The sequence below is a fragment of the Bradyrhizobium sp. SZCCHNR1098 genome, from assembly GCF_032489375.1.
Classification (GTDB): Bacteria; Pseudomonadota; Alphaproteobacteria; order Rhizobiales; family Xanthobacteraceae; genus Bradyrhizobium.
Genome location: NZ_JAUEXY010000010.1, coordinates 80,366 through 105,145 on the forward strand (window position 1 = coordinate 80,366; position 24,780 = coordinate 105,145).

Annotated in this window: 30 protein-coding genes; 17 read left to right on the forward strand and 13 right to left on the reverse strand. The window is 65.1% G+C overall.

The genetic code is table 11. The features are described 5' to 3' along the window. Nucleotides 1-23: 23 nt before the first annotated feature. The gene (locus QX135_RS21330; RefSeq protein WP_315772245.1) at nucleotides 24-293 is read right to left on the reverse strand and encodes a DUF6719 family protein; all 270 of its coding nucleotides are present in this window, start codon (nucleotides 291-293) and stop codon (nucleotides 24-26) included. Next, nucleotides 293-445, reverse strand: coding sequence for a hypothetical protein (locus QX135_RS21335; protein ID WP_315712328.1), 153 nt, complete (start codon nucleotides 443-445; stop codon nucleotides 293-295). Before QX135_RS21335 ends, QX135_RS21330 begins: the two co-directional genes overlap by 1 nt. A gap of 146 nt (nucleotides 446-591) precedes the next feature. Between QX135_RS21335 and QX135_RS21340 the strand changes: the two genes are divergently transcribed. The 3 genes from QX135_RS21340 to QX135_RS21350 all read left to right on the forward strand — a co-directional run bounded on the left by QX135_RS21340 (nucleotide 592) and on the right by QX135_RS21350 (nucleotide 3,180). Further along, nucleotides 592-1,872, forward strand: coding sequence for an ArgE/DapE family deacylase (locus QX135_RS21340; protein WP_315813675.1), 1,281 nt, complete (start codon nucleotides 592-594; stop codon nucleotides 1,870-1,872). Nucleotides 1,873-1,998: 126 nt separating this feature from the next. Beyond that, nucleotides 1,999-2,397 carry a PaaI family thioesterase gene (locus tag QX135_RS21345; RefSeq protein WP_315755696.1) on the forward strand — a complete coding sequence of 133 codons (399 nt, stop codon included), beginning with the start codon at nucleotides 1,999-2,001 and terminating at the stop codon, nucleotides 2,395-2,397. Nucleotides 2,398-2,523: 126 nt separating this feature from the next. Further along, nucleotides 2,524-3,180 (forward strand): N-acetyltransferase family protein, encoded by a 657-nt coding sequence (locus tag QX135_RS21350; protein ID WP_409998061.1) that lies wholly within the window; start codon nucleotides 2,524-2,526, stop codon nucleotides 3,178-3,180. 98 nt (nucleotides 3,181-3,278) lie between these two features. Here QX135_RS21350 and QX135_RS21355 read toward each other — a convergent pair whose 3' ends face one another. From QX135_RS21355 to QX135_RS21365, 3 genes are all read right to left on the reverse strand, one after another. After that, nucleotides 3,279-3,584 carry a hypothetical protein gene (locus QX135_RS21355; protein WP_172109527.1) on the reverse strand — a complete coding sequence of 102 codons (306 nt, stop codon included), beginning with the start codon at nucleotides 3,582-3,584 and terminating at the stop codon, nucleotides 3,279-3,281. 77 nt (nucleotides 3,585-3,661) lie between these two features. Continuing rightward, entirely contained in the window at nucleotides 3,662-4,360 is a 699-nt protein-coding gene (locus tag QX135_RS21360) for a DUF2161 domain-containing phosphodiesterase (protein ID WP_315741125.1), read from the reverse strand. 95 nt (nucleotides 4,361-4,455) lie between these two features. Further along, a complete protein-coding gene (locus QX135_RS21365) occupies nucleotides 4,456-5,136 on the reverse strand; it encodes an SDR family oxidoreductase (RefSeq protein ID WP_315755694.1) in 681 nt (226 codons plus the stop codon). A 71-nt stretch (nucleotides 5,137-5,207) separates the two neighbouring features. Here QX135_RS21365 and QX135_RS21370 point away from each other — a divergent pair, with 71 nt between their 5' ends. Both QX135_RS21370 and QX135_RS21375 read left to right on the forward strand, forming a co-directional pair. Then, the gene (locus QX135_RS21370; RefSeq protein WP_315772240.1) at nucleotides 5,208-5,966 is read left to right on the forward strand and encodes an SGNH/GDSL hydrolase family protein; all 759 of its coding nucleotides are present in this window, start codon (nucleotides 5,208-5,210) and stop codon (nucleotides 5,964-5,966) included. A 91-nt stretch (nucleotides 5,967-6,057) separates the two neighbouring features. Continuing rightward, nucleotides 6,058-6,276: a hypothetical protein gene (locus QX135_RS21375; protein WP_012044361.1), complete on the forward strand. Its 219-nt coding sequence runs from the start codon at nucleotides 6,058-6,060 to the stop codon at nucleotides 6,274-6,276. Between the two features lie 31 nt (nucleotides 6,277-6,307). Here the strand turns inward: QX135_RS21375 and QX135_RS21380 are convergent, their stop codons facing one another. Then, complete coding sequence (locus QX135_RS21380) at nucleotides 6,308-7,051, reverse strand: tyrosine-protein phosphatase (protein WP_315741127.1); 744 nt, start codon at nucleotides 7,049-7,051, stop codon at nucleotides 6,308-6,310. 263 nt (nucleotides 7,052-7,314) lie between these two features. Further along, nucleotides 7,315-7,509: a DUF2735 domain-containing protein gene (locus QX135_RS21385; protein WP_315741128.1), complete on the reverse strand. Its 195-nt coding sequence runs from the start codon at nucleotides 7,507-7,509 to the stop codon at nucleotides 7,315-7,317. Nucleotides 7,510-8,053: 544 nt separating this feature from the next. On the opposite strand from QX135_RS21385, the gene QX135_RS21390 reads away from it, so the two are divergent. The 3 genes from QX135_RS21390 (at nucleotide 8,054) to QX135_RS21400 (ending at nucleotide 11,460) form a co-directional block, all read left to right on the forward strand. Continuing rightward, on the forward strand, nucleotides 8,054-9,088 hold the full coding sequence (locus QX135_RS21390) for a glutamine synthetase beta-grasp domain-containing protein (protein WP_315712320.1): 1,035 nt from the start codon (nucleotides 8,054-8,056) through the stop codon (nucleotides 9,086-9,088). Between the two features lie 188 nt (nucleotides 9,089-9,276). Continuing rightward, nucleotides 9,277-9,735 (forward strand): hypothetical protein, encoded by a 459-nt coding sequence (locus QX135_RS21395; protein ID WP_316180178.1) that lies wholly within the window; start codon nucleotides 9,277-9,279, stop codon nucleotides 9,733-9,735. A 102-nt stretch (nucleotides 9,736-9,837) separates the two neighbouring features. Further along, a complete protein-coding gene (locus tag QX135_RS21400) occupies nucleotides 9,838-11,460 on the forward strand; it encodes an ABC-F family ATP-binding cassette domain-containing protein (RefSeq protein WP_315774584.1) in 1,623 nt (540 codons plus the stop codon). A gap of 58 nt (nucleotides 11,461-11,518) precedes the next feature. Here QX135_RS21400 and QX135_RS21405 read toward each other — a convergent pair whose 3' ends face one another. From QX135_RS21405 to QX135_RS21415, 3 genes are all read right to left on the reverse strand, one after another. Beyond that, complete coding sequence (locus QX135_RS21405) at nucleotides 11,519-12,514, reverse strand: DUF3592 domain-containing protein (protein WP_315741130.1); 996 nt, start codon at nucleotides 12,512-12,514, stop codon at nucleotides 11,519-11,521. Nucleotides 12,515-12,707: 193 nt separating this feature from the next. Next, complete coding sequence (locus QX135_RS21410) at nucleotides 12,708-12,953, reverse strand: hypothetical protein (protein ID WP_315741131.1); 246 nt, start codon at nucleotides 12,951-12,953, stop codon at nucleotides 12,708-12,710. Between the two features lie 168 nt (nucleotides 12,954-13,121). Next, on the reverse strand, nucleotides 13,122-13,556 hold the full coding sequence (locus QX135_RS21415) for a DUF1810 domain-containing protein (protein WP_315741132.1): 435 nt from the start codon (nucleotides 13,554-13,556) through the stop codon (nucleotides 13,122-13,124). Between the two features lie 226 nt (nucleotides 13,557-13,782). On the opposite strand from QX135_RS21415, the gene QX135_RS21420 reads away from it, so the two are divergent. Next, nucleotides 13,783-14,826 (forward strand): DUF2778 domain-containing protein, encoded by a 1,044-nt coding sequence (locus tag QX135_RS21420; RefSeq protein ID WP_315741164.1) that lies wholly within the window; start codon nucleotides 13,783-13,785, stop codon nucleotides 14,824-14,826. Nucleotides 14,827-14,892: 66 nt separating this feature from the next. Then, nucleotides 14,893-15,150, forward strand: coding sequence for a hypothetical protein (locus QX135_RS21425; protein WP_315712312.1), 258 nt, complete (start codon nucleotides 14,893-14,895; stop codon nucleotides 15,148-15,150). Nucleotides 15,151-16,385: 1,235 nt separating this feature from the next. Here QX135_RS21425 and QX135_RS21430 read toward each other — a convergent pair. Then, entirely contained in the window at nucleotides 16,386-16,844 is a 459-nt protein-coding gene (locus QX135_RS21430; protein WP_315741133.1) for a hypothetical protein, read from the reverse strand. A gap of 363 nt (nucleotides 16,845-17,207) precedes the next feature. On the opposite strand from QX135_RS21430, the gene QX135_RS21435 reads away from it, so the two are divergent. The 6 genes from QX135_RS21435 to QX135_RS21465 all read left to right on the forward strand — a co-directional run bounded on the left by QX135_RS21435 (nucleotide 17,208) and on the right by QX135_RS21465 (nucleotide 23,436). Continuing rightward, nucleotides 17,208-17,444 (forward strand): hypothetical protein, encoded by a 237-nt coding sequence (locus QX135_RS21435; RefSeq protein ID WP_315712310.1) that lies wholly within the window; start codon nucleotides 17,208-17,210, stop codon nucleotides 17,442-17,444. Nucleotides 17,445-17,573: 129 nt separating this feature from the next. Continuing rightward, entirely contained in the window at nucleotides 17,574-18,164 is a 591-nt protein-coding gene (locus tag QX135_RS21440; RefSeq protein WP_315798487.1) for an NAD(P)H-dependent oxidoreductase, read from the forward strand. Between the two features lie 699 nt (nucleotides 18,165-18,863). Beyond that, nucleotides 18,864-19,751: a LysR substrate-binding domain-containing protein gene (locus QX135_RS21450; RefSeq protein ID WP_316180172.1), complete on the forward strand. Its 888-nt coding sequence runs from the start codon at nucleotides 18,864-18,866 to the stop codon at nucleotides 19,749-19,751. A 121-nt stretch (nucleotides 19,752-19,872) separates the two neighbouring features. Beyond that, a complete protein-coding gene (gabT, locus tag QX135_RS21455) occupies nucleotides 19,873-21,174 on the forward strand; it encodes a 4-aminobutyrate--2-oxoglutarate transaminase (protein ID WP_316180170.1) in 1,302 nt (433 codons plus the stop codon). Nucleotides 21,175-21,214: 40 nt separating this feature from the next. Then, complete coding sequence (locus QX135_RS21460; RefSeq protein WP_316180169.1) at nucleotides 21,215-22,513, forward strand: ArgE/DapE family deacylase; 1,299 nt, start codon at nucleotides 21,215-21,217, stop codon at nucleotides 22,511-22,513. Then, nucleotides 22,510-23,436 (forward strand): glyoxylate/hydroxypyruvate reductase A, encoded by a 927-nt coding sequence (locus tag QX135_RS21465; RefSeq protein ID WP_316180195.1) that lies wholly within the window; start codon nucleotides 22,510-22,512, stop codon nucleotides 23,434-23,436. Before QX135_RS21460 ends, QX135_RS21465 begins: the two co-directional genes overlap by 4 nt. A 13-nt stretch (nucleotides 23,437-23,449) precedes the next feature. Here QX135_RS21465 and QX135_RS21470 read toward each other — a convergent pair whose 3' ends face one another. After that, complete coding sequence (locus QX135_RS21470; protein WP_316180168.1) at nucleotides 23,450-23,833, reverse strand: hypothetical protein; 384 nt, start codon at nucleotides 23,831-23,833, stop codon at nucleotides 23,450-23,452. 141 nt (nucleotides 23,834-23,974) lie between these two features. Further along, nucleotides 23,975-24,208 carry a DUF6894 family protein gene (locus QX135_RS21475; protein WP_315741140.1) on the reverse strand — a complete coding sequence of 78 codons (234 nt, stop codon included), beginning with the start codon at nucleotides 24,206-24,208 and terminating at the stop codon, nucleotides 23,975-23,977. A 208-nt stretch (nucleotides 24,209-24,416) separates the two neighbouring features. On the opposite strand from QX135_RS21475, the gene QX135_RS21480 reads away from it, so the two are divergent. Next, nucleotides 24,417-24,599 carry a hypothetical protein gene (locus QX135_RS21480; RefSeq protein ID WP_315775288.1) on the forward strand — a complete coding sequence of 61 codons (183 nt, stop codon included), beginning with the start codon at nucleotides 24,417-24,419 and terminating at the stop codon, nucleotides 24,597-24,599. Nucleotides 24,600-24,780: the final 181 nt, after the last annotated feature.

Consider the following 24,780-nt stretch of genomic DNA (forward strand, 5'->3'; position numbering starts at 1 on the left):
AGAGCCGCATCAAACGAGATCAGCTACTTCTTCTTCGGCCCGAAGCGCGGCACGCATTTCGTGGTGCGGACAATACCGGTTTCGGCCATCTTGGAGCCGGAGACCTCCTTCACCTGGCCAGCGGGGCAGGTGCCGTCATCGACCAGGACGCGCTGGCCAAGCCGGAGATCGGTGACGTCCTGCTCGCGCCCGACATATTGCGCCTGCGCGGGTGCGGCAACCAAAAGCAAGAGACCGAGGACGCCGAGAGGGCGGGCTGCGACATTCGCGAACGAGGAGATTTGAGAACGCATCACTTTCCTTCGATCTTCAGGCCGTTGGGCCCAATATTGATCTGGACACCCTCCGGCTGCTTCTTGGCCTGATAGAAATTGTAGCCGAGCACGATGATCGCCGCGCTGAGAATGCCGAGGAGGAAATAAAGGATATTGCGGTGATCCGACATGCCAAATTCCAAAGTATGTTGCGGTCATTTTCGTATGCGCGAATGTACGGGCGGCCTTGCGATTCTGAAAGCAGCGGCGAATCCGGTGCAACTCTGCATGAGATTGTGATTTGCTGCAGTCATCGGCAATTGGAACCTCGACAGGCATGATCACCCAGGACATTACGCAGCGCATCGTCGACGCCGTTGATGCCGACTTCGACCGGCAGCTTGCGACCACGAGCGACTTCGTCGCCATCCCCTCGACCCGCGGCGCCGAAGGGCCGTGCCAGGACATGTTCAGCGATCTCCTGCGCTCGCGCGGCTACGAGGTCGACGACTGGCACATCGATCTGGACGATCTCAAGGAGATGCGCGGCTACGGCCCGATCGAGCACGATTTCTCGAGAGCACGCAGCGTGGTCGGAACCTACCGGCCGGCGACGTCGGCCGGGCGGTCGCTGATCCTGCAGGGGCATTGCGACGTGGTGCCGGCCGGTCCGCTCGACATGTGGGAGACGCCGCCGTTCTCGCCGGTGATCCGCGACGGCCGGATGTATGGCCGCGGCGCCTGCGATATGAAGTCCGGCACCATCGGCGCGCTCTATGCGCTCGATGCCATCAAGGCTGCCGGCTTCAAGCCGACGGCGCGCATTCACATCCAATCCGTCATCGAGGAGGAGAGCACCGGCGTCGGCGCGCTGTCGACCCTGCAGCGCGGCTACCGCGCGGATGCCTGCTTCATCCCGGAGCCGACCAGCGGCAAGATGGTGCGTTCTCAGGTGGGCGTGATCTGGTTCCGCCTGAAGGTGCGCGGCTTCCCGGCGCATGTGTTCGAGGCCGGCGTCGGCGCCAATGCGATCCAGGCGAGCTATCATCTGATCCATGCGTTGGAGAAGCTCGAGGCAGACTGGAACAAGCGCGCCAAGAGCGACCGTCATTTCAAGACGCTCAATCATCCGATCAACTTCAATCCGGGCATCATCAAAGGCGGCGACTGGGCCTCGAGCGTGCCGGCCTGGTGCGACGTCGATTGCCGCATCGCCATCCTGCCGGGCTGGTCGGTCAAGGACTGCCAGAACGAGATCCTCGCCTGCGTCGCCGCGGCCTCACGTGATCATCGCTTTCTCTCCAACAATCCGCCGGTCGTCGAGTGGTCGGGCTTCCTGTCCGAAGGCTACGAATTGACCAATTCCGCCGAGCCGGAGGCGGCGTTCGGCAAGGCATTCACCGCCGTCTACGGCGGCGAGGTCCAGGATCTCGTCTTCACGGCGCTGACGGATACCCGCTTCTACGGGCTCAACTACAACATCCCCAGCCTCTGCTTCGGCGCGACCGGCGCCGCGATGCACGGCTTCAACGAATATGTCGAGCTCGACTCGTTGCGCCAGGCCACCAAGACCATGGCGCTGTTCATCGCGGAGTGGTGCGGGATCGAGAAGGCCTGAGCGGCGGCACGATCGGACCGAAGCAATGACCTTTCAGGTCATTGCTTCGGGTTCGAAGCCCGGCGCATCCAGATGCGGCGCTCGACTCGCGGAGACGGGGCGTCCGATCAAACGGGAAGGGAAGGCATGACGCCACTCGACAAGATCAATTCGCTGAAGATGCCGTTCGCGGACTTGAAGGGCGTCACCTTCACCGAGGCCAGCGCCGATCGCGTCGTGGCGCAGATGCAGGTGCGGCCGGATCTCTGCACCCTGCATCACACCATCCATGGCGGCGCCGTCATGGCGCTGGCGGATTCGGTCGGCGCGGCCGCGACCGTGATCAACCTGCCGCAGGATGCCAAGGGCACCACGACGATCGAGAGCAAGACCAACTTCATCGGCGGCGCCAAGGAGGGGACTGTGGTGACGGCAACCGCCACGCCCGTGCATCGCGGCCGCCGCACCCAGGTATGGCAGACCCGGGTGGAAACCGAGGACGGGCGTCTGGTCGCGATCGTGACCCAGACTCAGCTCGTGCTGTGATGATTCGTACACAAACGAATCGTTAACTCACGCCATCCTTGCATGGCCGCATGTTCTCTCCGTAGAGCATGGGGCTTGAAATGAATGTTGCGATGCACAATATAGCTCCTGTCTAGGGAAAGACGTCTGTGCGAGGGCTCTCGAGAGGAGTCTCAGGCAGTGTCACAGGTAGATACTTTTCGTCCCCGGCCGGGCTTCGGCTATGTGCGGACGCTCAGCCAGCACGAGGAACTGCCGTTGCTGCGCGATCATCTGTTGCGGCTCGATGCGGAAAGCCGGCACGATCGATTCAACGGCTTCCTCGATGACAGTTTCATCGAGCGCTACGCGGCCCGCTGTGCGGCCGACGGCACGATCGTCGTCGCCTACATGGAAAACGGCCTGGTGCGCGGCGCCGCCGAGTTGCATCCGCCGGAGCAGTCCGAGGATGGGCTTCCGGAGATTGCGTTCAGCGTGGAGGCTTGCGTGCGTCGCCGTGGGGTCGGCAGCCTGCTGTTCCAGCGCGTGATCTCGGAGGCGCGGTGGAAGGGCTATCGCAAGCTTCGCGTGACGACCGGATCGCAGAACCATGCGATGCGGGCGCTGGCAGCCAAGTTCGGTGCGCATCTGGCGTTCCGTCACGGCGAATCGACCGGCACGATCGATCTGACCGAGCAGCCCCAGGATGAGCTGGCGAAGCTCGTGATCGAAGCACCCATCGCGGCAGCGCGGGCGTTCTTTACCCTCAATCGCGCCTGCTGGAAGCTCGTGACCCGGATGTACGGCGACAAGCGCGCCGCCTGAGCCGAGCCGTTGCTGCGACGACAAAGGCGCGACAGCGATCACCGCTGCCGCGCCTTTTCGTTTGATTGCATTGGCCGATGCGCCCCGGAGGGCGGCGTTCAGGTGCCGGTGCGCTTGTCGAAATTGAAGCGGCGCACGGTACGGCGCTCGACCACGACGGCACGCTGCTGCGTGCCCTGATCGGCCGTGATGACGCGCGTGTTGGTGCGCGCGGCAACGCGGACTGCCTTCTTGACCTCAGGGAGCACCTGCTCGAGCGGCAGACCCATCAGCGCCGACGCGATCTCGGCCTGGGCCTGGACGTCGTCGGTGATCCCTGACGCAGCGAAGATCGCCTCCTCCAGAGTCGGGGGATCACGCCTGACGCGACGCGGACCGTACTTGGTGTTCCAATCTTCGCTCATGGGGGCCTCGTGAATCGTCCCGGATACCTAGAAGCAGGATTGTTGCATTGCAATATATATTCCGCGAGGCAGCCCAGCTATGCGTTCACCATGTCGCGATCGGGCAACGCTGCCTGCGTCATGTGGATATCCTGGGGCCAGCGGCGCAAGGCCGCGAGCCCGGCTTTCGTGAGGACATAGACGCCGCGCTCGGCGCGGTCGAACCAGCCATAGACGTTACGCTGCAAGATCTTCGGCGCATCCGGAATGTCCGCGCGGAGGTCGCGGACGCGTCTCGGCCCGTCCGACAGCGCCGAAGCGCAGGCCAGCGCCTGCTGCCGATAGGCCGTCATGATGGGTGCGCGGGTCGAGCCGCCCGCGACGGGGTCGCCCTTGCGCCGCTGATGCTCGATCACAAGACGCGAACGCTTCTTGGGATTCTTGCGCGGCGCGGTGGTGGGCGGCTGCACCAGCACTTCGATGTCTCCGGCTGAGGTCACGGTCAGCATGCCGAAGCCGAGCCGGCGGCACAGATTGCGATAGCGTGCGTCGCTCTCGCGGCCCTTGCCGCGTGCCGACAGCTTCGCCGCGATCCAGACCTCGTCGCAGGCACCGGCCCGGTCGACCGCCTGCAGCAGCAGTTCCAAGTTGAAGACCTGCTTCAGCTCGCAGACGACCACCACCGGCGGGTCGTCGCCCTTGAGCGCCACCACGTCACAGCCGCCGACTTCCCCTTTGACCGAGAAGCCGAGGTTTTCGAGGAAGCGTTTGACGGGAAGGTAGAGCGCGGTTTCCAAGGGGCCGTCCGATGTGTGCGACTCAGAGCGCGCGCGAGTCTAGCCCGCCGAGTCCCGTGATGTCAGCGCCAAGTCGGGGTAACCGGCTGACTTCGCTACACCCGGCCGATAACCGGTATCAGTGCGCCGGTCACACCGCTCGCGGCGTCGCTGGCTAGAAACAGAATGACCTCTGCGAGTTCCTGCGGCGTCACCCATTTGTCGAAATCGGCCTTGGGCATGCTGGCGCGGTTGGCCGGCGTATCGATCGTCGACGGCAGGACGGCGTTGACGGTGATCTTGCCCTTCCATTCGGCCGCGAGCGCTTCCGTCAGGCGATGCACTCCCGACTTGGAGGCCGCATAGGGGCCCATGCCGGCACTGGCCTGGAGCGCGCCCATGGCCCCGATGTTGACGATGCGGCCCGTGCTGGAGCGGACGAGATGCGGTATAGCCGCGCGCGATGCGTGCAGCGCGGTCATCAGGTTTCGCGCATGCATCGTCTCCCAGACGGAATCGTCGCCATCGGCAGTCGTCTCGAACGCGAACGCGCCGGCGATGTTGATCAGCGCATCCAGAGTGCCGAAGTGGGCGGCGACGGAGTCGATCGCGACCTTTGCCTGCTCGGGGTCGGAGAGATCGACGCCTCCGAGCTCGATGCGGTCGTCACTCGCCGGGATTTCGGCCTGGGCATGGTCGATCCCGGCCACATGTGCGCCCCGTGCGAGCGCGAGATCGGCCACGCTGCGCCCGAGCGCCCCTTGCGCACCCGTTATGACAATCACTGCTCCGTTCATTCCGTCCCTGGTCTCCGTTGACGCGCCCCACAGCGCCGCTTGCTATACTATGATCCTGCCGATGAGTTGCAATGGCCGGGCGGCCGGGGCATGGAATTGCAATCAGAAGGCGTGGTTCGTCAGAGGTGACCATGACCGCGACAGGCTCTCTCGAATTTCCTGACGTCCCCACCAGTTTTTCTTGTCCAATCAAACGTTTCAGACAGAGTCTGGATGCGCAGCGCAAGACCCGGATCGTGGCGCTGGGCTCATCTTCCACCGCGGGCACCAACGGAATCATCGCTTTTCCGGCCCGGATCGAGCAGTCGCTGCGCAAGGCCAATTTCGGCTGCATGATCGACGTCCTCAATCGGGGTGTGGGCGGACAGGAATCCCCGGACCAGCTCTCGCGCTTCGAATGCGACGTGATTGCGGAGCAGCCCTCGCTCGTCATCTGGCAGGTCGGCACCAACGCCGCCTACAGACCCGAGGTCTACAGTCCCGATGACGTCGAGGCGGCGCTGCGCGTCGGCGTTCGATGGCTGACGGCGCTGTCCATCGACGTCATCGTGATCGACCTGCAGTACACGGCTGCGATCGTGACGGTGCCGAACAGGCTGGCGCGTGCCGAGGACATTCAGCGACGGATCGAGAAGGTCACGTCTGCGGCCAACGTCAACCTCTTCGGGCGCTGGAATTTGATGAAGAGCTGGTATGAGGCCGGCCAGATTCCGTTGTCGGCGCTCGACGACGGGCACGGTGACCGCTTGCATGTGAGCGAAGCCGCCACCGCGAAGATCAGCGACGTTTTGGCCAGCGCCATCCTGACGGTGCCGGTTGCGCTGGCCTGATCGATAAAATTTGCCGGACTTTCGTAAGTGGATTGCCAGCGCAGCCCGCTAGCCTGTCGCTATGCCGCTTGAGGGGCGTTGGAGCTTTGACATGATGAGACATCTGCCGGACCATGGTTTGCCGCTGGTGCAACTGAAGGAGCAGCGGCGGGATCTGGTGGTCGCCCTGCAGAACCGGGCAGGTCCGGTGACCGGTTGGGAATTGATGCAGATCGCGGCGGTTCAGCAGGCGATTTCCGCATTCGAGGAGGTGATTGCCGATCTCGACGCAATGGAAGCCGCCGAGACAGCCGATATCGAAGCGGCCTGATCGGGCTCAAGCGTATTCGCGCCACACCGACTTACGGCGTGAGATAGCGCTCCTGTAACGTCTTCCGCGCTGCGTCGTCGATGCCGAGACCGTCGCGCAGGTAGGTGTCGACGTCGCCGAAGTCATCACGCATGGCGTCGAACGCAGCTGCGAGGAACGACGCCTGGACCATCCCGATCGTCTGGACGACATCAGCGGGAAGATCTGGGTGAGCCGCGGTCTCGCGACGATAGAGCTGGTTCGTGAGCAGGTAGTCTTCCAGGATGACGTCATCCGCAACGTCGAGCGCGTGTAGGACCAGCGCGCAGGCCACACCGGTGCGGTCCTTGCCGGCCGTGCAATGGATCACCAACGGGACGTCCTCATTGAGAACATGCTGGAACAGCGCGCGGAAGCGCGGCGTGTAGTTGCGGATGTAGTTGCGGTAGGACTCGCGCATCAGCTCCAAGGCATGGTCGGTCGTGAGCTGTCCTCGTGTCGCCAGGGCCCGCAGCGCCGGCACGACGCTCGGCTCGATCGGCACGGAGTGCACGGTGATCTCGGCGATCGTGCAGAGGCCGGCCGCGCGCTCGTTGCGACCGCGTAAATCGAACGCTGCGCGAATGCCGAGCTCCCGCAGGACCGCGACGTCGGGCTCGGTCAGCTGTCCGAGATGGTTCGACCGAAACAGCCGCCGCCATCGCACGTGCCGGCCATCCCTGCTGGGATATCCGCCGAGATCTCTGAAGTTGCTGGCGCCGTGAAGGCCGAGATGGCGAAGTGGATAGGCGGACATCGTCTTGTTCTAGGGGACGCGGGCTTCGATGTGAAACGCTGTTTCATCGACGGACGCGACGCCGCAGGCACAGCCCTTCGACAGGACAGGGAAGACCATGAAACGGGTCACGACGGCGGCTTGTTTAACCCGGCAGGTCGAGTCCGCCGGCGACCGTCAGGAGCGGCGAGAGACATGCAGACGGCAGCGCAAGAAAAAGGGCCGGAACCTTGTCGGTCCGACCCTTCAGCAAAGGCGTGATGGCGTCACGGTACGGACTGACATCAGCGATCCCACGCCGGCTTGGCTTCCTGGATCGCCTCGTCATGATACCAGCTGCCGCTATAGATCGTCGGCTGGATCGACGGCGCGATCAGCGGCGCGGGCGATGATCCGGATTGGCGGGGCGCAAGACCCGCTCGCCCTCCGCGCGGAAATTGGTAGATCCTGGCGGATCCCTCGTCCACATTTGTGTCCATTCCTCAGTCTCCTTCCAGCGGGCCACACATCAGGTTGCGCCCGACTCGTTGTCTTGTGGTGACCAGTCTCGATATCAGTGCTGCCCGGAGGGAATGCAACATGATCAAAACGAAATCACATGTTGCGCGTTTTACAGGCATTTTTTCTTGTGCTCCCTCCGCAGCAACGTGCCGCTGACCAACACTTGGGCTGGACCAAAGGTTGCGAAGCGGAGCTCAAGTCTTTTCGAAAATGTCCGGGAGGTGCTGACGGCTTGTTCGGCCTCTCTTGCGCATCGCCGCAAATGCTAAGGAATCAAGCGGGTTTTCGACAGGCTCTTTTCTCCGCCATGCGCTCCGTGCAATCCCGGTCGCGCTGCTTTGCCGCACCCCTGACGTGCAAAATCCGCCGCCGGCTCCGCCCCGATTGGTCTCCGTCCACGCGACGGGACGTCGCGGGATTTGGCACGTTCCATGCTTAAGAGTGCGCTGGCCGATCGTGGCCGGGTAAGCGGGGAGCCTTCGATTGCTGGGCTCCCACCTTTCGATAAGACAGAGAGGCTCAATGACGAAATACAAGCTCGAGTACATCTGGCTCGACGGCTACAAGCCGGTGCCGAATTTGCGCGGCAAGACACAGATCAAGGAATTTTCCTCTTTTCCGACCCTGGAACAGCTGCCTCTTTGGGGCTTCGACGGCTCGTCGACGATGCAGGCCGAAGGCCATAGCTCCGACTGCGTGTTGAAGCCGGTTGCCGTGTATCCCGACGCCGCCCGCACCAACGGTGTGCTGGTGATGTGCGAAGTGATGATGCCGGACGGCAAGACCCCGCATCCGTCGAACGCCCGCGCCACCATCCTGGACGATCCAGACGCGTGGTTCGGCTTTGAGCAGGAGTACTTCTTCTATAAGGACGGCCGTCCGCTCGGCTTCCCGGAATACGGCTATCCGGCCCCGCAGGGCCCGTACTACACCGGCGTCGGCTTCAAGAACGTCGGCGACGTCGCCCGCAAGATCGTCGAAGAGCATCTCGACCTCTGCCTCGCGGCCGGCATCAACCACGAAGGCATCAACGCCGAGGTGGCGAAGGGCCAGTGGGAATTCCAGGTGTTCGGCAAGGGCTCGCGCACGGCTGCTGACCAGATGTGGATGGCCCGCTATCTGATGCTGCGCCTGACCGAAAAGTACGGCATCGACATCGAGTTCCACTGCAAACCGCTCGGCGACACCGACTGGAACGGTTCGGGCATGCACTGCAACTTCTCGACCAAGTACATGCGCGAAGTCGGCGGCAAGGAGTATTTCGAGAAGCTGATGGACGCCTTCAAGGAAGCTCGTGCCGACCACATCGCGGTGTACGGTCCGGACAACCACATGCGCCTGACCGGCAAGCACGAGACCGCCTCGATCGACACCTTCAGCTGGGGTGTGGCCGACCGCGGCGCCTCGATTCGCGTGCCGCATTCCTTCGTGAACAACGCCTACAAGGGCTATCTGGAAGACCGCCGTCCGAACTCCCAGGGCGACCCCTACCAGATCGCGTCTCAGGTCCTGAAGACGATCGCGATGGTTCCGACCGGCGCGAAAGCCGCAGCCTAAGACGCCGAACACAACACCCCGGGGCCGGGGGCTGATATGATGATCCGCCGAGGCAGCCGCTTCGGCGGATCATTCGTCTGGCGGGCTCGAACGATCGGAGGCGGCCTTGGCCTTGATCAATCGCAAGTCCGGTTTCGATCGCAGCGGTATGTCTTCCCGTAGCGGTTTGTTTGGAAGCGGGGCATGGAATGAGCTATCGCAAGTGGGTTTCAGGCGTTCTGGTCGCCTGTTCGGCCATCTCCCTGGCTGCAGCGCAGTCGCAGTCCAATGCAGAACAATATCTGCCGCGGCTCGGTGACATCATGAATCTGATTCAGGTCAGACACGCGAAGCTCTGGTTCGCGGGACAGTCCAAGAATTGGGATCTCGCGTCCTATGAGCTTGCCCAGTTGAGGCAGAGCTTGACTGACGCTGCGGTCTTCTATTCAGGCCTGCCGGTGGACAACGTCACCACGCTCGGCCAGCCGATCCAGTCGATCTCGGACGCCATAGCCGCCAAGGATGGCAAGCGCTTCGCTTCCGCCGTGACCGAATTGACGTCGGGATGCAACGCATGCCACGCGTCGATGGATCGGGGCTACGTCGCGATCCGCATTCCGACCGACAAGCCGTTCGGCAACCAGGATTTTCGGCCTCAAGGCCGCTGACCGGCTCCGCTCGAGGCGTGAGTTGCGCTGCAAAATTGCGCCTTCCGCCGGCGGCGCGCATCGACTAAGAGCGGCGGCAACCTGTCCACCGCCTGAGCCCTCATGATCCGCCTCGATAACGTCTCCAAGCAAGTCGGCCACCAGATTCTCTTCATCGAAGCCTCCGCCGCCCTTCAGCGCGGCGAGAAGATCGGCTTGGTCGGTCCGAACGGGGCCGGCAAGACGACGCTGTTCCGGATGATCTCAGGCCGCGAGCAGCCCGACGAGGGGCAGGTCTCGATCGATCGCGGCGTCTCGATCGGCTATTTCAACCAGGATGTCGGCGAGATGTCCGGTCGCAGCGCGGTGGCGGAGGTCATGGACGGCGCCGGGCCGGTGTCGTCGGTGGCGGCCGAGCTCAAGGAGCTCGAGGCCGGCATGGCTGATCCGGACCGTGCCGACGAGATGGACGACATCATCGCGCGCTATGGCGAGGTGCTGGCGCGGTTCGAGGAGCTCGACGGCTACGCGCTCGACAGCCGCGCCCGCGAGGCGCTGGCTGGCCTCGGCTTCTCCGAGGAGATGATGGACAAGGACGTCGGCCTGTTGTCCGGCGGCTGGAAGATGCGCGTCGCGCTGGCGCGCATTCTCCTGATGCGGCCCGACGTGATGCTGCTCGACGAGCCGTCCAACCATCTCGATCTCGAGAGCCTGATCTGGCTGGAGCATTTCCTCAAGGGCTACGAGGGCGCGCTGCTGATGACCTCGCACGACCGCGAGTTCATCAACCGGATCATCAACAAGGTGATCGAGATCGACGCCGGCCAGCTCACGACCTATTCCGGCGACTACGATTTCTACGAGCAGCAGCGGGCGTTGAACGAGAAGCAGCAGCAGGCGCAATATGAGCGCCAGCAGGCGATGCTCGCCAAGGAGATCAAGTTCATCGAGCGTTTCAAGGCGCGGGCCTCGCACGCGGCGCAGGTGCAGAGCCGGGTCAAGAAGCTCGACAAGATCGAGCGGGTCGAGCCGCCGAAGCGGCGCCAGACCGTGGCGTTCGACTTTCTGCCCGCGCCGCGTTCGGGCGAGGATGTGGTGGCGCTGAAGAACGTGTCCAAGAGCTATGGCAGCCGCCGCATCTACGACGGGCTGGACTTCATGATCCGGCGCCGCGAGCGCTGGTGCGTGATGGGCGTCAACGGCGCCGGCAAGTCGACTTTGCTGAAGCTGGTTGCCGGCACCGCCGAGCCCGATGACGGCTCGGTGGCGATCGGGGGCAGCGTCAAGATGGGCTACTTCGCCCAGCATGCGATGGACCTGCTGGACGGCGACGAAACCGTGTTCGAGTCGCTCGAGCATTCGTTTCCGCAAGCTGGTCAAGGCTCGCTGCGGGCGCTGGCCGGCTGCTTCGGCTTCTCCGGCGACGACGTCGAAAAGAGATGTCGGGTGCTGTCGGGGGGCGAGAAGGCGCGGCTCGTGATGGCGAAGATGCTCTACGATCCGCCGAACTTCCTGGTGCTGGACGAGCCGACCAACCATCTGGACATGGCGACCAAGGAGATGCTGATCGCGGCCCTGTCGAGCTTCGAGGGCACCATGCTGTTCGTCTCGCACGACCGTCATTTCCTCGCCGCGCTCTCCAACCGCGTGCTCGAGCTGACCCCTGACGGCCTCCATCAGTATGGCGGCGGCTATACCGAGTATGTCGCCCGCAGCGGCCACGAAGCGCCGGGCCTGCGCAGCTGACGACGCGGCCATACTCGTCGTTCGTGCTCTGCTTGCGCTTTGTTCGCATCATCCCAAGCTAGCTCATCTGGACGTGGGTGAAGACGAACAGGAACAGCGCGCCGATCGCGATCACGAAGATGCCGACCCAGAGCGGCGCCGTGACGCCGCTCTTGTTTGTGGGATCGAGCACGGCCGTCTCGGGTTGTAACGGATCGTAGTAGACGGTGACGTCGGTGTTGACCGGGTATTTGGCGGCGACGGCTTCAGCGCTCGACCTGTCGGAATGCAGCGCGGTCCAGCCCCAGTTCCAATGCGTGCTGTGGAAAGAGCGACCATTCACCGTGTAGCTGTATTCGATCGTGACCCGGAAACGCTCCTCTTCCGTTTCTCGTCCGCGATCGTCCTCACGTCGTGTGATCTCCATCGTCACGCCGGAGCGCGTGATGCGCCCCGGCGCAGTCGGCCAGGAGCGGCTCGCTAGGCGCTCCTGCCGCAGCTTCCAATAGGAGGCGAGTGCGACGGCTCCGAAGCCGAACAGGGCGAACGGCATCAGGAAGGCGAACAACGGCACGCCAGCCTCGGTCGTGAGCACCTTGCCGGCGAGCGAATGCGCCACCAACACGGCGGTCACGGCCGACAGCACGACGAACAGCGCCACAAGCGCCGCCGTGCCGCTGGCATTGGTGGGCTCGAGCACCGATTGCGAGGGGCGTTTCGGATCGTAAAAAACGCGAACCTTCGCGCCTTGCGGATATTTGCCGGCGATCTCGTCGGCTTGCAGGCGCGTGACGCGGCTCGGGCTGCCGAAACGGATGCGGCGACCTTCGTAGCTCTTGCCCAACACCTCGTAACGGTAGCGGATGTCAGGCTTGGCATCGGTGTCATCTGCGGACCGATGCGTCGCCGCGACAGACACCGCCGAGGCCACGATCTCCCCCTCGACGACCGGCCAGTCGCGGCCGCCGCTGGTCTTCTTGCGCTGAAGCCAGAGTCCGTAGCCGGAATTGAGGGCGAGAAAGCCGAAGATGCCGGCGGCGACACGGGTCCAGAGCAGGGCGGATGCGGTGAGCATGATGATCTCGCATGGGCCCGCCAGGGCGGGCGACATGCAGTGGTGTCCTGCGGGTTCCCCTCGGTTCAACAGTGTGCCGGTCCTACGACGCGGGGAGGCGAGCACCTCGATGTCGAACGGCTTGGACCCCGCCGGCATGGCTTGCCCCGCCAAGCATCATGGCGGGGCGCCAGTGTCGTCAGCCGCCAGCGCGTCAGCCGCCGGCCTCGCACTTCTTCATGAAGCTGGTCTTGGCCGCGCCGGAGAGCTTCTTGCCGTCGGAGCCGACCGCCTTGGTTTCGCAGGTCTCGGCCATGCACTTCTTCATGAACGAGGTCTTGGCGGCGCCGGCCAGCACTTTGCCGTCCTTGCCCACGGCCTTGGTCTCACAGCTGTCTTGGGCGAAGGCAGATCCGGCGGCGAAGGTCGCGAGCGCGGCAATCAGGAAAAACTTCTTCATGAGTGTGTCTCCTTGGGACAAACAACGCGGCGGATGGGAGCCGCAAATCTTGGCGCGATCAAGTTTCCTGTTCGGGCTTGTCACCCGAAATCCGGCCGCACGGCAGAGCTGGTTCATTGCCGTGTCGGCCGGATGAGGCCGAGATGCGCGTCTGCGGTAACCGTGTGCTCATGCGGTGCGGTGCTGCAGAAACGCGAGCGTCGCCGGGTCCCGCGCACCGTCGCAATAGCGATCGAGCGCCCGAGCGAAGATCCCGTTCGGGCTGATCGAATCGAACAGCGTCATGCAGGAGCGGAATTTGGCATCGTCCGGGACACCCAGAATGTCGCGCAGCGACTTGCCCTGCACCGCGAGCACCAGACGGGTGCATTCGAGCAGTCGCGGGCCGAGCAGGGGATGCGTCAGATAGGCCTCGGCCTCGGCACGGGAGCGGATCGCGTAGCGCTGGGCCATGGCGGAGTGGCCGAGCCCTTCGACCTGCGGAAACACGAACCACATCCAGTGGCTTTGCTTGGCGCCGGCCGCAAGTTCGGCGGTCACACGCGAATAAATCGAATTCTGTGCGTCGACAAATCGGCCGAGAGCATCACAATCCGCCTTCATTGGCTGCTCCAAATATTTGAATGATCGAGGTAATTTCTTGTTCTGGGAAGACATGGCGGCGCCAGGGCGGGCCCAATCCCCCGGAGGCGCCGTGGCACTCCGGGCTGGCGTTTGTCTAGATTATGCCGCACTCTTGCCATCCTATGTCATGACGGGTCGAATCGTACCCCTTGGGGTCGGGCACCTTTCCCGGGTGGTCCGAAAAAGGGGGTATATCGGGGACGTGATGGCTTCCAGTGAAGCAAGCGTAGACGTTCTGTTGTCGCAAGGCCGCTTCGGGCGCTCCGAAGCGATCGCATTCGTGCTTGCAGCACTTGCGATCGCGGCGGGCGCGGCTGCATGGGTCGGCGCCAACAGCGAGGAGACGTCGCTTGCGACCGCGGCGCTGCCGGCCGCCGGCGCGCCGTCCATCACCTTCGAGACACGTTTCGCGCCGGCCTCTGCCTCGGCCACGGCCTATTCGGAAAAAGACGCGATTCGCGCGCTCGACCGTTTCGCCCTTCGCGGCGCGATCGACCGCCAACTGCTCGATGCCCGGGCCGCGCTGGTCAAGGGCATGGAAGCGCGCGATTCGGGCGGACGCGACCCCAGCAACAGCGATTGGCGGCCGATGCTGACGGAGGGCAATACCGTCACGATGCCTGCACCGGGCGTGCCGCTGCCACGACCGCGCCCGTCCGTCGCCAACCTGCCGACCAGCCTGGTTTCGGCCAGTGCGCCTGAAGCCGTCGGACGCGTCGACGATCGCTCCATCCTGCAGAAGCTGTCCGACCTGTTGCCGAGCCCGACCAAGTTCGCCTCGCTCGGTCCGGATAGCGGCATCGTGCGCTCCGGGATCGATCTCGGCGCGCTCGGCTATGACAAGACCGCCGTGTACGACATCAAGGCCAGGATGGTGTATCTGCCGTCCGGCATCGGGCTCGAGGCCCATTCCGGCATGGGCAGCCTGCGCGACGACCCCGAGCACGTCAATCAGCGCATGGTTGGCGCGACCCCACCCGCCACCTATGACCTGAAGCCGCGCGAAAAACCGTTTCACGGCGTGCGCGCCCTGCGCATGAACGTGGTGGAAGGATCGACCCTGGGCCGGAGCGGATTGCTGACCCACCCCTATATGCTGGGTCCGGAGGGTGATTCGAACGGCTGCGTCTCGATCAAGAATTACGATCGCTTCCTGAAGGCGTATGATGACGGCGAGTTCAACCGACTCGTTGTCGTCGTCGGGCTCGAGGCTGGCACCCCGACGCGGACCGCGCAAAAGACCGAGTGACGTTTTGTTGCTGGGCCTCGGCGCGACCTCGGCGGTGACGCCCGTCGCATCTTCCGGAAGGTCCCCATGATTGATCCCGCAAACTCGGAAACGCGTCTGCGTACTACCTTCAACATCAAGGTGAACGGCAAGCCGGTCGTGATTTCGACGGTCGGGCAGGCCCATCAGTTTCTCACCAGCCTCAATGCCGTCGAGTGGATGGAGTTCAAGTCGCTGCACGACCAGGCCATGGCCGCGCTGCAGGCCGCGGCCGACAACGCGATCATGACGGTGCAGGCCACCAACGCCGTGCGCACGCTGTTCGTGAGCGCGAAGCTGTTGTGATGCAGACGATGACGCGTTTGAGACAACGACCTCGCGCGGCCTTCCGGGCCGAGAATTCCTGCTCGGCGTCATCGCCCGGCTCGGCCGGGCGATCCAGTATTCCGGGACGGCAGTGATCGACCCAAAGGCCGCGGCGTACTGGATGCCCCGCCTGCGCGGGGCATGACGACCGTGAGATGGGCCATGACCTCGCTCCACCGTCATGCCGGGGCGCGCGGAGCGCGAGCCCGGCATCCATAATCCAGAGCGGGCATGTGAGGCATGCTGGTCACTCCATCTCGTTTCATAAGTTCTGCTGCGGCATATGGATCCGGACTCGCGCTCCGCGCGCCCCGGAGTGACGACGTGTGTGTTGAGGCGCCTCGCGAACAAGCGCCTCCCGCCATCCGCCATCATCCACCCATGATCTCGCGATCTCGCGACGCATCCTGCGTCCGAGTGATTCCATTCGTCTTGCCCTCCGCACGGCAGAGGGCGCGGGGAATGCCGGGATGCTGGCCGCAACCCATGGCCCGCCTGCAGAAAAAAAGCAGGCGGCAGTCACCACAGGTTCCGCCGGGCAACCGGCATTCCCCGCGCGATGATCTTAACGGCTGCTTCGCGCGCTCCCCGGTGCGCCGGGCTTTCTGGTCACCGTGCACGACAACGCGCTTTGGGCGCGCCACCGTGGGGGCATCAGCGTCGGGATGCCAGGACCACGCGACTTGACCGTACGCGACATCAGCGTTCGTCGGCGCAAAGATGCGCTGCGCTGCCATCGCGTCCACCGCTCCTCCCGCTCCACGTCCGTGACGACCGCGATACGCCCCTCTTGCGAGCGAGAGATGGCACGACAAAAGCACTGAATCCGATTTAGGAAAAGCGGAATATCTCTGACGATGGGACTGGACAGGCCAAATCAGCTTGATGGGCCTGCCGAAAATCGCTTCTGCGCGCACCGCCGTTGTTGCCGATTCAGGCCGTGGAGGCGACGCCGCCGGATGGAAATGCGCTTTGATTTGCCCGGCGGGCAGGCGGTTCTTCGTTCCAATGATCGTTGTTCGATCGAAAGCCGCGCTGCGAACATGTTTGTTACTCGCCGGTCGCGCGAGGAAGCGACGGCGCGCCGAAGCACACTCGGTCCGCACCACAGCCGTCCCACATCGTTGCTCGGCAGGGCTCGGATCAGGCTGCCGCTGGAGCGGTTCTACGACGGCGACGACTGAAGCCGGCGATGCTGCGGCGCGGCGGCGATATCAGTCGGCCATCTCGGCGGCGTCGAGTGCGATCTCCTCGCGCTCGGCCTTCTCGGCCGTCGGAGCGTTGGCGGTCTCGGCCGTTTCGAAATCGTCCTCGGCGATCTCCTGGACCGCAGCTTCCTGGACCTCGGCCGTCTCGACCTGCTCGGCGGCGAGTTCGGCGGCCACGATGGCCTCCGGCTCGGCGTCGTCATTGGCCGGCGTCGAGAAGAGGTTGGGGGCTGGGATGGTGGTGGGCACCACCGGCCGCTGCTTGGCCTTATACCAGGACGAGAATTTCTGCGAGATGCCAGCTTCGAACTCGGCGAGCGGCAGGCTGTTGCCGTCCTCGTCGGTGATGACGACCTGCCAGCCTTCCGCCTCCATCACCTGTGCGTTGGCGAGAACGATGAGGGCGCTTTCGCGCTGCTTGCGGATTGTCTGCTGCTCCCGCTCAGCCACCATCGTGTACGCCATGAACCTGACTCCCACACCTAAACTCGGGACACGTGATGGTCCGAAGCACCATCAGCACGCCGCCACTACGCCGTGAGAGTGTGAGCGCGGCTGGGCCGGATTGCGTTCGCCTAATGACAATTTGGCGGCGTCTCACGGGGTCCGGCAGCGCAAAAGGAGTCGAAGATGCAACAGGCCGCAAAATTGTGGTGCAGGAACGAGAGCGCTTGTTGAAGGCGCGCCGCGACGTGTCATCATTTGATTCTGCGGCGGCAACTGCTTCGCGACATCAGCGAAAGCAGCGGGTGAACCGGACAAACAGCGGGCGAATTGGGGACGGCGATGCGAACTCATCTGTTCAGGATGCGGAATTGGAATGTGGCAATGGCAGGGCTTGCGCTGGCGATGGTCGCCAGCCCGCGCGCGGGCCATGCCTTCACGGAGGACGACCAGCGGCGGCTGTGCACCGGCGACGTGTTCCGGCTGTGCTCGTCCGAGATTCCCGATCGCGACCGCATCATTGCCTGCATGATGAAGCAGCGCGCCAGCCTCAGCGACGGTTGCCGCAGCGTGTTCGGCCGGCCATCCGAGCGCTCCGCTTCGGCCACGGTGACGCGCTGAGCGTGCCACGCCTCGTTTCCGCCAACCACGCGCCGCCGGTCGATCGATCCGCGGCGTGACCATAATGACCTCGATGGCAGTGCGGCGTGGTAGTCTGGCGCGGATCGTCCGGCCAGGAGTTGACGCGCCATGAGCTTCCGCATCCTCGTCCTCTACGGCTCCTATCGCTCCGACCGGATGGGCATCCGGCTCGCGCAATTCGTCGTGGACGGGTTGCGCGCCAAGGACCAGGACGTCGAGCTGATCGACGCCAGGGCGGTCGGCCTCCCGATGCTCGACCGCATGTACAAGGAATATCCGCCCGGCCAGGCGCCAGCGGCCATGGCCGAGCTTGCGGCCAAGATCCGTGCCGCCGACGGCTTCGTGTTCGTCACCGGCGAATATAATTGGGGCATGCAGCCGGGACTGAAGAACCTCACCGACCACTTTCTCGAGGAATGGTTCTGGCGTCCGGCGGCGATCGCGAGCTATTCCGCCGGCCGGCTCTCCGGGGCACGCGCCGCCACCGCGTGGCACGGCACGTTGTCGGAGATGGGGATGGTGGTGGTGTCGAGCACGCTTGCCGTCGGCCCGATCGGTCAGGCGCTATCTGCCGACGGCAAGCCGACCGGCGATTCCGGCCAGGCGCTGGAGCGCGCGTTTCCGCGCTTTGCCGACGATCTGTTGTGGTGGGTCGAGGCGGGCAGGGAGCAGCGGGCGCGCAGGGCGCCGCCCTACTGAGCGCGGCACCAGCGCAGGCCGGAGCGCAGGCGCTCCGGCTCTCGTGCCAAGTCCGCTAACCACAAGTCCGCTAACGTTGTTCCGCGCTGCCGGCCCCGTTGGTGACCGCGCGCTGACGCGCCGGCGCGCTTGCGCCCTGGCCCTGACAGGGCCGCTCCATCCATGTCCCGTCGGGAGCCTGCTGGTAGGCGCGGCACGGCAGGGACGATGTGGCCTGATCATCTGGTTTGGGCGTCTGGGAGCTTTTCGCCAGTGCGGGGGCGGCCGTCGCGACGAGGGCTGCCAACGAACCGACGGAGATCATTTGGCTGATCCGCATCTTGGGGGTTCTCCTGCTCGAAGCACTGCCGATTCAAAGTCGAATTGTGGAAACTTTTTGGCAAATAGCGGACTGCCATGGCCGCAGGCTTAAGGATCGTTTGCGACGCGGCCTGCCACGTTAAGACGTCCGCGGAGGTCGCTCCCGCGAGTGTGGCTTTCTCTGGGCTGGCGTTGCGCCGATGCTGACGGTAAGAGCGGCATGACGCGCGCAAGCGCCCTCGTGACCGCGATGCGGCGCTCCGCCCGGAGCGCCTCGTGCGGTCAACGGACGCCGCCAAGGCAGCCGGCGCTCCGACATCAGCCGCGCGACAGACGGATCGTGGCGGTTCCCGCTTGAGGGCGGGGAGGGGGATCGCGCAGGCTGAGAACTGTGCGAGCATGACGAGACCTCGATTGCCCTCCCTGATCGCGCTGCGTGCCTTCGAGGCCGTCGGCCGCAAGGGCAGCGTGCGCGCCGCAGGCGACGAGCTCGCCGTCAGCCACACCGTGGTCTCGCGTCATCTGCAGAATCTGCAACGCAGCCTGGGCGTGGCGCTGGTGCGTGCCGAGGGGCGGGGCCTCGCGCTGACCGAGGCCGGGCGCCAGTTTCATGCCGAGGTCAGCCAGGCCTTCGACATCATCGCCCGCGCGACAATTTCGGTGCGGCCCGCAGCGCGTCCGACCCTGAACATCTGGTGCATTCCAGGCCTCGCCAATCGCCGCCTGCTGGCGCGGCTGCCCGAGCTGAGCGGCCCGCCGCGCAACTGGGACATCAATCTGCAGCCGACGCTGGCGCACCCCGACCTGCAGCGCGGCGAAGCGGATGCGGAGATCGTCTATGCCGAGGCGATCGACCGGGGCGGCGGCGTGGTCGCCGAGGAGCTGGTGCGCCCACGTGTATTCCCGGTCGCAAGCCCGGCCTATCTGGCAAGGTTTCCGGCGATCGCGACACTCCCGGGCCTCGCCAGGGCCTCGCTGATCCACGAGGAGTCCACCGCGCAATGGGAGCAATGGTTCGAGCTGGCGGGGTATCGGGAGCCGGTCACGTTGCGCGGCCAGCGGCTGTGGCACGCGCATCTCGCCATCGAAGCCGCCCGCTTCGGCCAGGGCGTCGCGCTCGCCAACGAGGTGCTGGTCGCCGATGATCTGCGCAGCGGTGCGCTGGTCGAGGTGATCCCCTCGGCACTCCACATGGGAGCCTATCAGCTCGTCGCGCTCCGGGAGCGCTGGGACGAGCCCGCGATCGTGGCGCTGCGGGCGTGGCTGAAGCAGGTGCTCGCCGCGTAGCCGCGCGCTCATCCCGCTGGGTCTGGTGCATTGCAGGCACTTGTCATCGGGAACAAGCTGATTGATCGCGACGGCTCTCGGCGTAGCCTTCTGCTCGATTTTTCCCACGAGGAGTTGAGCCATGGCTGTAATTTCGGCTGCAATTTCGGCTGCGAACGAAGACCTGCTGGCGCGACGACACGAGGCCGTCGTCAGGGGCGTGAGCTATGCGACGCCGCTGTTTGCCGACCGCGCCCTCAACAGCGAGGTGTGGGACGTCGAGGGCAAGCGCTATGTCGACTTTGCCGGCGGCATCGCGGTGCTCAACACCGGCCACTGCCATCCGCATGTCGTTGCCGCGATCCGCGCGCAGCTCGACCGCTTCACCCACACCTGCTTCCAGGTGCTGCAATACGAGCCGTATGTGCGGCTGAGCGAACGGCTCAACGCGCTGGCGCCGATTTCGGGGCCGGCCAAGTCGATCCTGCTGACGACCGGCGCGGAGGCGACCGAGAACGCGATCAAGATCGCGCGCGCGGCCACGGGGCGCAGCGGCATCATCGCCTTCACCGGCGCCTTCCACGGCCGCACCGCGCTCGCCAACGCCATGACCGGCAAGGTGATGCCGTACAAGAAGCATTTCGGACCGCCGCTGCCCGGGGTCTGGCACGCGCCGTTCCCGATCGCCGGCAGCAGCGTGTCGGTCGAGGACACGCTGTCCTACATCAACTTCATCTTCAAGGCCGACATCGACGCCTCGCAGGTCGCGGCCATCATCATCGAGCCGGTGCAGGGCGAGGGCGGTTTCCACCAGGCGCCGCCGGACCTGATGCGGGGCCTGCGCCGGATCTGCGACGCCCATGGCATCGTGCTGATCGCAGACGAGGTGCAGACCGGCTTCGGCCGCACCGGCAAGATGTTCGCGATGGAGCACTACGACGTGCAGCCGGACCTGATCTGCGTCGCCAAGAGTCTCGCCGGCGGCATGCCGCTGTCCGGCGTGATCGGACGTGCCGCGATCATGGACGCCGCGGAGCCGGGCGGCCTCGGCGGCACCTATGGCGGCAATCCGCTGGCCTGCGCGGCGGCGCTCGCCGTGCTCGACGTGTTCGAGCAGGAGAAGCTGCTCGACCGCGCCAATGCGATCGGCGACCGATTGCGCGCGGCGATCGAGCGCTTCTCGCGCGCCAACAACCTGGTTCCGGTTTCCGGGCCGCGCGGTCCTGGCGCGATGGTTGCATTCGATATCCTGAAGCAGCGCGGCAGCGACGAGCCGGATTCCGAGATGACCAAGCGCGTGACCCGCGTCGCACACGAAAACGGACTGATCCTGTTGTCCTGCGGCGTCACCGCGAGCACCATCCGCATTCTGGTGCCGCTGACCGCGTCCGACGAGATCGTGGACGAAGGGCTCGCGATCCTGGAGAAGTGCCTGGCCGCCTGACGCGCGGCCGAGGTGAATGGGAAGGCTGGAGGTTTGAGACGTGACTGACGCTGCGGCGGCTGTGCCGAATGATGTGATGGAGCGGCTCGCCGCCGCTGTCGATGCCAACTTCGCCAAGCAGGTCGCCTTCCTGCAGCAACTCGTCCAGTTCCGCAGCCTGCGCGGCGAAGAGGCGCCGGTGCAGGACTGGCTGGCCGGCGAGTTCGCGACCCGCGGCTATCAGGTCGACCGCTTCAGCCTTGAAGACGTCGACCTGATGCGCCATCCCAAGGCGGCGCCGATGGACAGCATCGCACTCGACGGCTCCAAGCAGGTGGTGGCGACGCTGGACGGCGCGGGCAAGGGCCGCAGCCTGATCCTGCAGGGCCACATCGACGTCGTGCCCGAGGGCCCGACCGATCTCTGGAACGATCCGCCCTATGAGGCGATCGTGCGTGACGGCTGGATGATCGGCCGCGGCGCGCAGGACATGAAGGCCGGTGTCTCCGCGATGATCTTCGCGCTTGATGCCATCAAGGGCGCCGGCTTCGTGCCGGACGGGCGCATCCATCTGGAGACCGTGACCGAGGAGGAGAGCACGGGCAACGGCGCGCTCTCGACTCTGATGCGCGGCTATACGGCCGACGCCTGCCTGATCCCGGAGCCGACCGGCCACACGCTGACCCGCGCGCAGGTCGGCGCGATCTGGTTCCGGCTGCGCGTGCGCGGCACGCCGGTGCATGTCGCCTATGCCGAGACCGGCACCAATGCGATCCTCTCGGCGATGCATCTGATCCGCGCCTTCCAGGAGCACACGAAAGAGATCAACGCGCGTGCCAAGTCGAACGCCTGGTTCGCTGCGGTCAAGGATCCGATCAAGTTCAACGTCGGCATCATCAAGGGCGGCGACTGGGCGAGCTCGACGCCGGCCTGGTGCGACCTCGATTGCCGGCTCGGCGTGCTGCCGGGCGAGACGCCGGCGCAGGCCATGGCCGGCATCGAGCAGTGTCTCGCGAAGGCGCAGGCCGCAGACAGCTTCCTGTCGGAGAATCCGGTCGAGCTGGTGTGGAGCGGCTTCCAGGCCGATCCTGCGGTGTGCGAGCCCGGCAGCGCCGCCGAGGCGGCGCTGGCCGAGGTACATGCACGGGTATTCGAGAAGCCGCTCGACGTGCGGCTCTCTACGGCGGTCAACGACACCCGCTACTATCAGGTCGACTATGGCATCCCGGCGCTGTGCTACGGGCCCTATGGCATCGGTCCGCACGCGTTCGACGAGCGCGTCGATCTCGACAGCGTGCGCAAGACCACGCTGTCCATTGCGATGTTCGTCGCGCAATGGTGCGGACTGCGGCCGGCATGATCACGGTCGCGCTTCTCAGCCGTCCCGGACTGATGGATCCGATGCAGGCGCTGCTCGCGCGCGAGCTGCCGGGCGTGACCGTCGCGTCATGGCCGGAGTCGGCGGCACGCGATGCCGAGCTTGCGGTGTGCTGGAAGCCGGAGCCCGGCGCGCTCGCGACGATGCCGAAGCTGAAGCTGATCCATTCGATCGCGGCGGGCGTCGACAACATCCTGTCCGATCCGACCGTGCCGGATGTGCCGCTGTGCCGGATCGTCGATCCCGATATCTCCGCGGCCATGACCGAGTTCGTGCTGTGGGGGACGCTGTATTTCCACCGCGACTTCGATCGCGTGGTCAGCAATGCGCGCAACGGCGTGTGGCGTCGGTACGAGCAGCGTGCCGCGAAGGACCGTCGGGTCGGCATTCTCGGGCTCGGCGAACTCGGCTCCGCGGCGGCGATCCGTCTGGTCGAGCTGGGCTTCGCGGTGAGCGCGTGGTCGCGCTCGCCCAAGGCGCTTGCCGGCGTGCGGACCTATAGCGGCGCCGATGCGCTCGACGACTTCCTGGGTGAGACGGAGATCCTGGTCTCGCTGCTGCCGCTGACGGCCTCGACCGTGGGCCTGCTCAATGCCGGGCGCCTGGGCCGGCTGCCCAAGGGTGCCGCGCTGATCCTGTGCAGCCGCGGCGAGCATCTGGTGACGGAGGATCTGGTCGCGCTGCTCCGCAGCGGCCATCTGCGCGGCGCCGTGCTCGACGTCTTCGAGCATGAGCCATTGCCCGCGGACCATGCGCTGTGGCGCGATCCGGGCGTGCTGGTGACGCCGCACATGGCGGCGATCGCCTCCTGGCAGGTGATCGCGCAGCAGGTGGCGGAGAATGCGCGGCGTCTGCTGCGCGGAGAGACGTTGCTGAACGTCGTCGATCGCGCCCGCGGCTACTGATTTACCAGCGGGTCTACTCGAGTGTCTGCACCGGCGGCGCCACCGGGCCGCGCGGCGCCAGCGGAGCGACAGCAATGGTCCGTGCAGGCGGTGGTGCGCTGCGCGGCGCCGCCTGCGGCTGCTGCTGAGGCTCGGTCATCGCAGCCTGGCTGTCCCTGACTGGACGCCGGACCTGCTGCGACCGGGCTGCACGCGAGCGGCGGAAGCCCCAGGAGCGCGCGATCGAAGGACCTGCGGTATAGCCGACGACGGCGCCGGCAACGGCTCCCACCGGTCCGAATACGACGGCGCCCGACAAGGCCCCCAGCGCGGCATCGCCGCCGCGGTGCTCGTCGGCCATCGCCGCCGATGCCGTCAGTGTCAGCGCCAAGGCCGCGGTCGTCAGCAGTCTGGTCATGAGATGTCCCCTCCGTCGCATCAGCGCCGAAATGGCGGACAAATGTGGCGATAAGAATGCGAGGAGCGGAACCTGTGAGGGAGCCAGTAACCCTAATGCGGACACAATGTCTCAGCGCCGCGGCAGGGCGCGCAGCTCCGTTCAATGCATCGGGCCGAGCACCGACGCGAACGGCATGGCGATGATTTCCTCGCCGAGATCGTCGGAAATGTGCAGCACCCAGTCGCGCCAATCCTCGTCGCTTTCGGAGGAGATCAGCGAATGCATGACGCGCTCGGCGTGATCACAGGCCTCGGCGAGATCGATGACCGCGGTTCCACGCCGATCGACGAGGAACTCATCGGGATTGGAGCAGTGGAAGAAGACCTGCGTCATGTCCGTCTCCTCAAATCGCCATCCGGCGAATCTCAGTCAGAAGTAACAGTGCGGCGGCGTGCGCGAAATCGGATTGATCACGTAAGGTAAATTACGGGGCGCAGTCTGAACCGGTGGAACCGGACGTGCGGTGATCCAGCTCACGGAACGCATCGGTGTAGAGAAAGTTGTCGCGGACCATTCGATCCGGCGACAGGAGCTCGACATGATGTCTGAAGTCCAGATCCACGCGATCGCCCGGCAGATGCTCGAGGTGCACGGCGCCTCGGCTGTCGCACAAGCTGCGCAGAAGGCGCAGCAATGCGAGGCCAGTGGCGAGGCCGAGGAGGCCCGCGAATGGCGCCACATCTCGGACGCCATGAGGATGATGCGCGGTCCCCATCAGAGCTGACATCGGATCCCAATTTTAGAATATGCCGCGCGTTCCGGCGGCCTCGCTCGACTCTGCCCGGCCGCAGCCGGCGGTGGATACGTTTCGTCAAGGGGAACGTGTGCCGCATCTCATCCTGGTTTCCGACCCATTTTCCACGCAAGAATCGGGCAACATGATTCGGCAGTGGATTCGCCGCTGA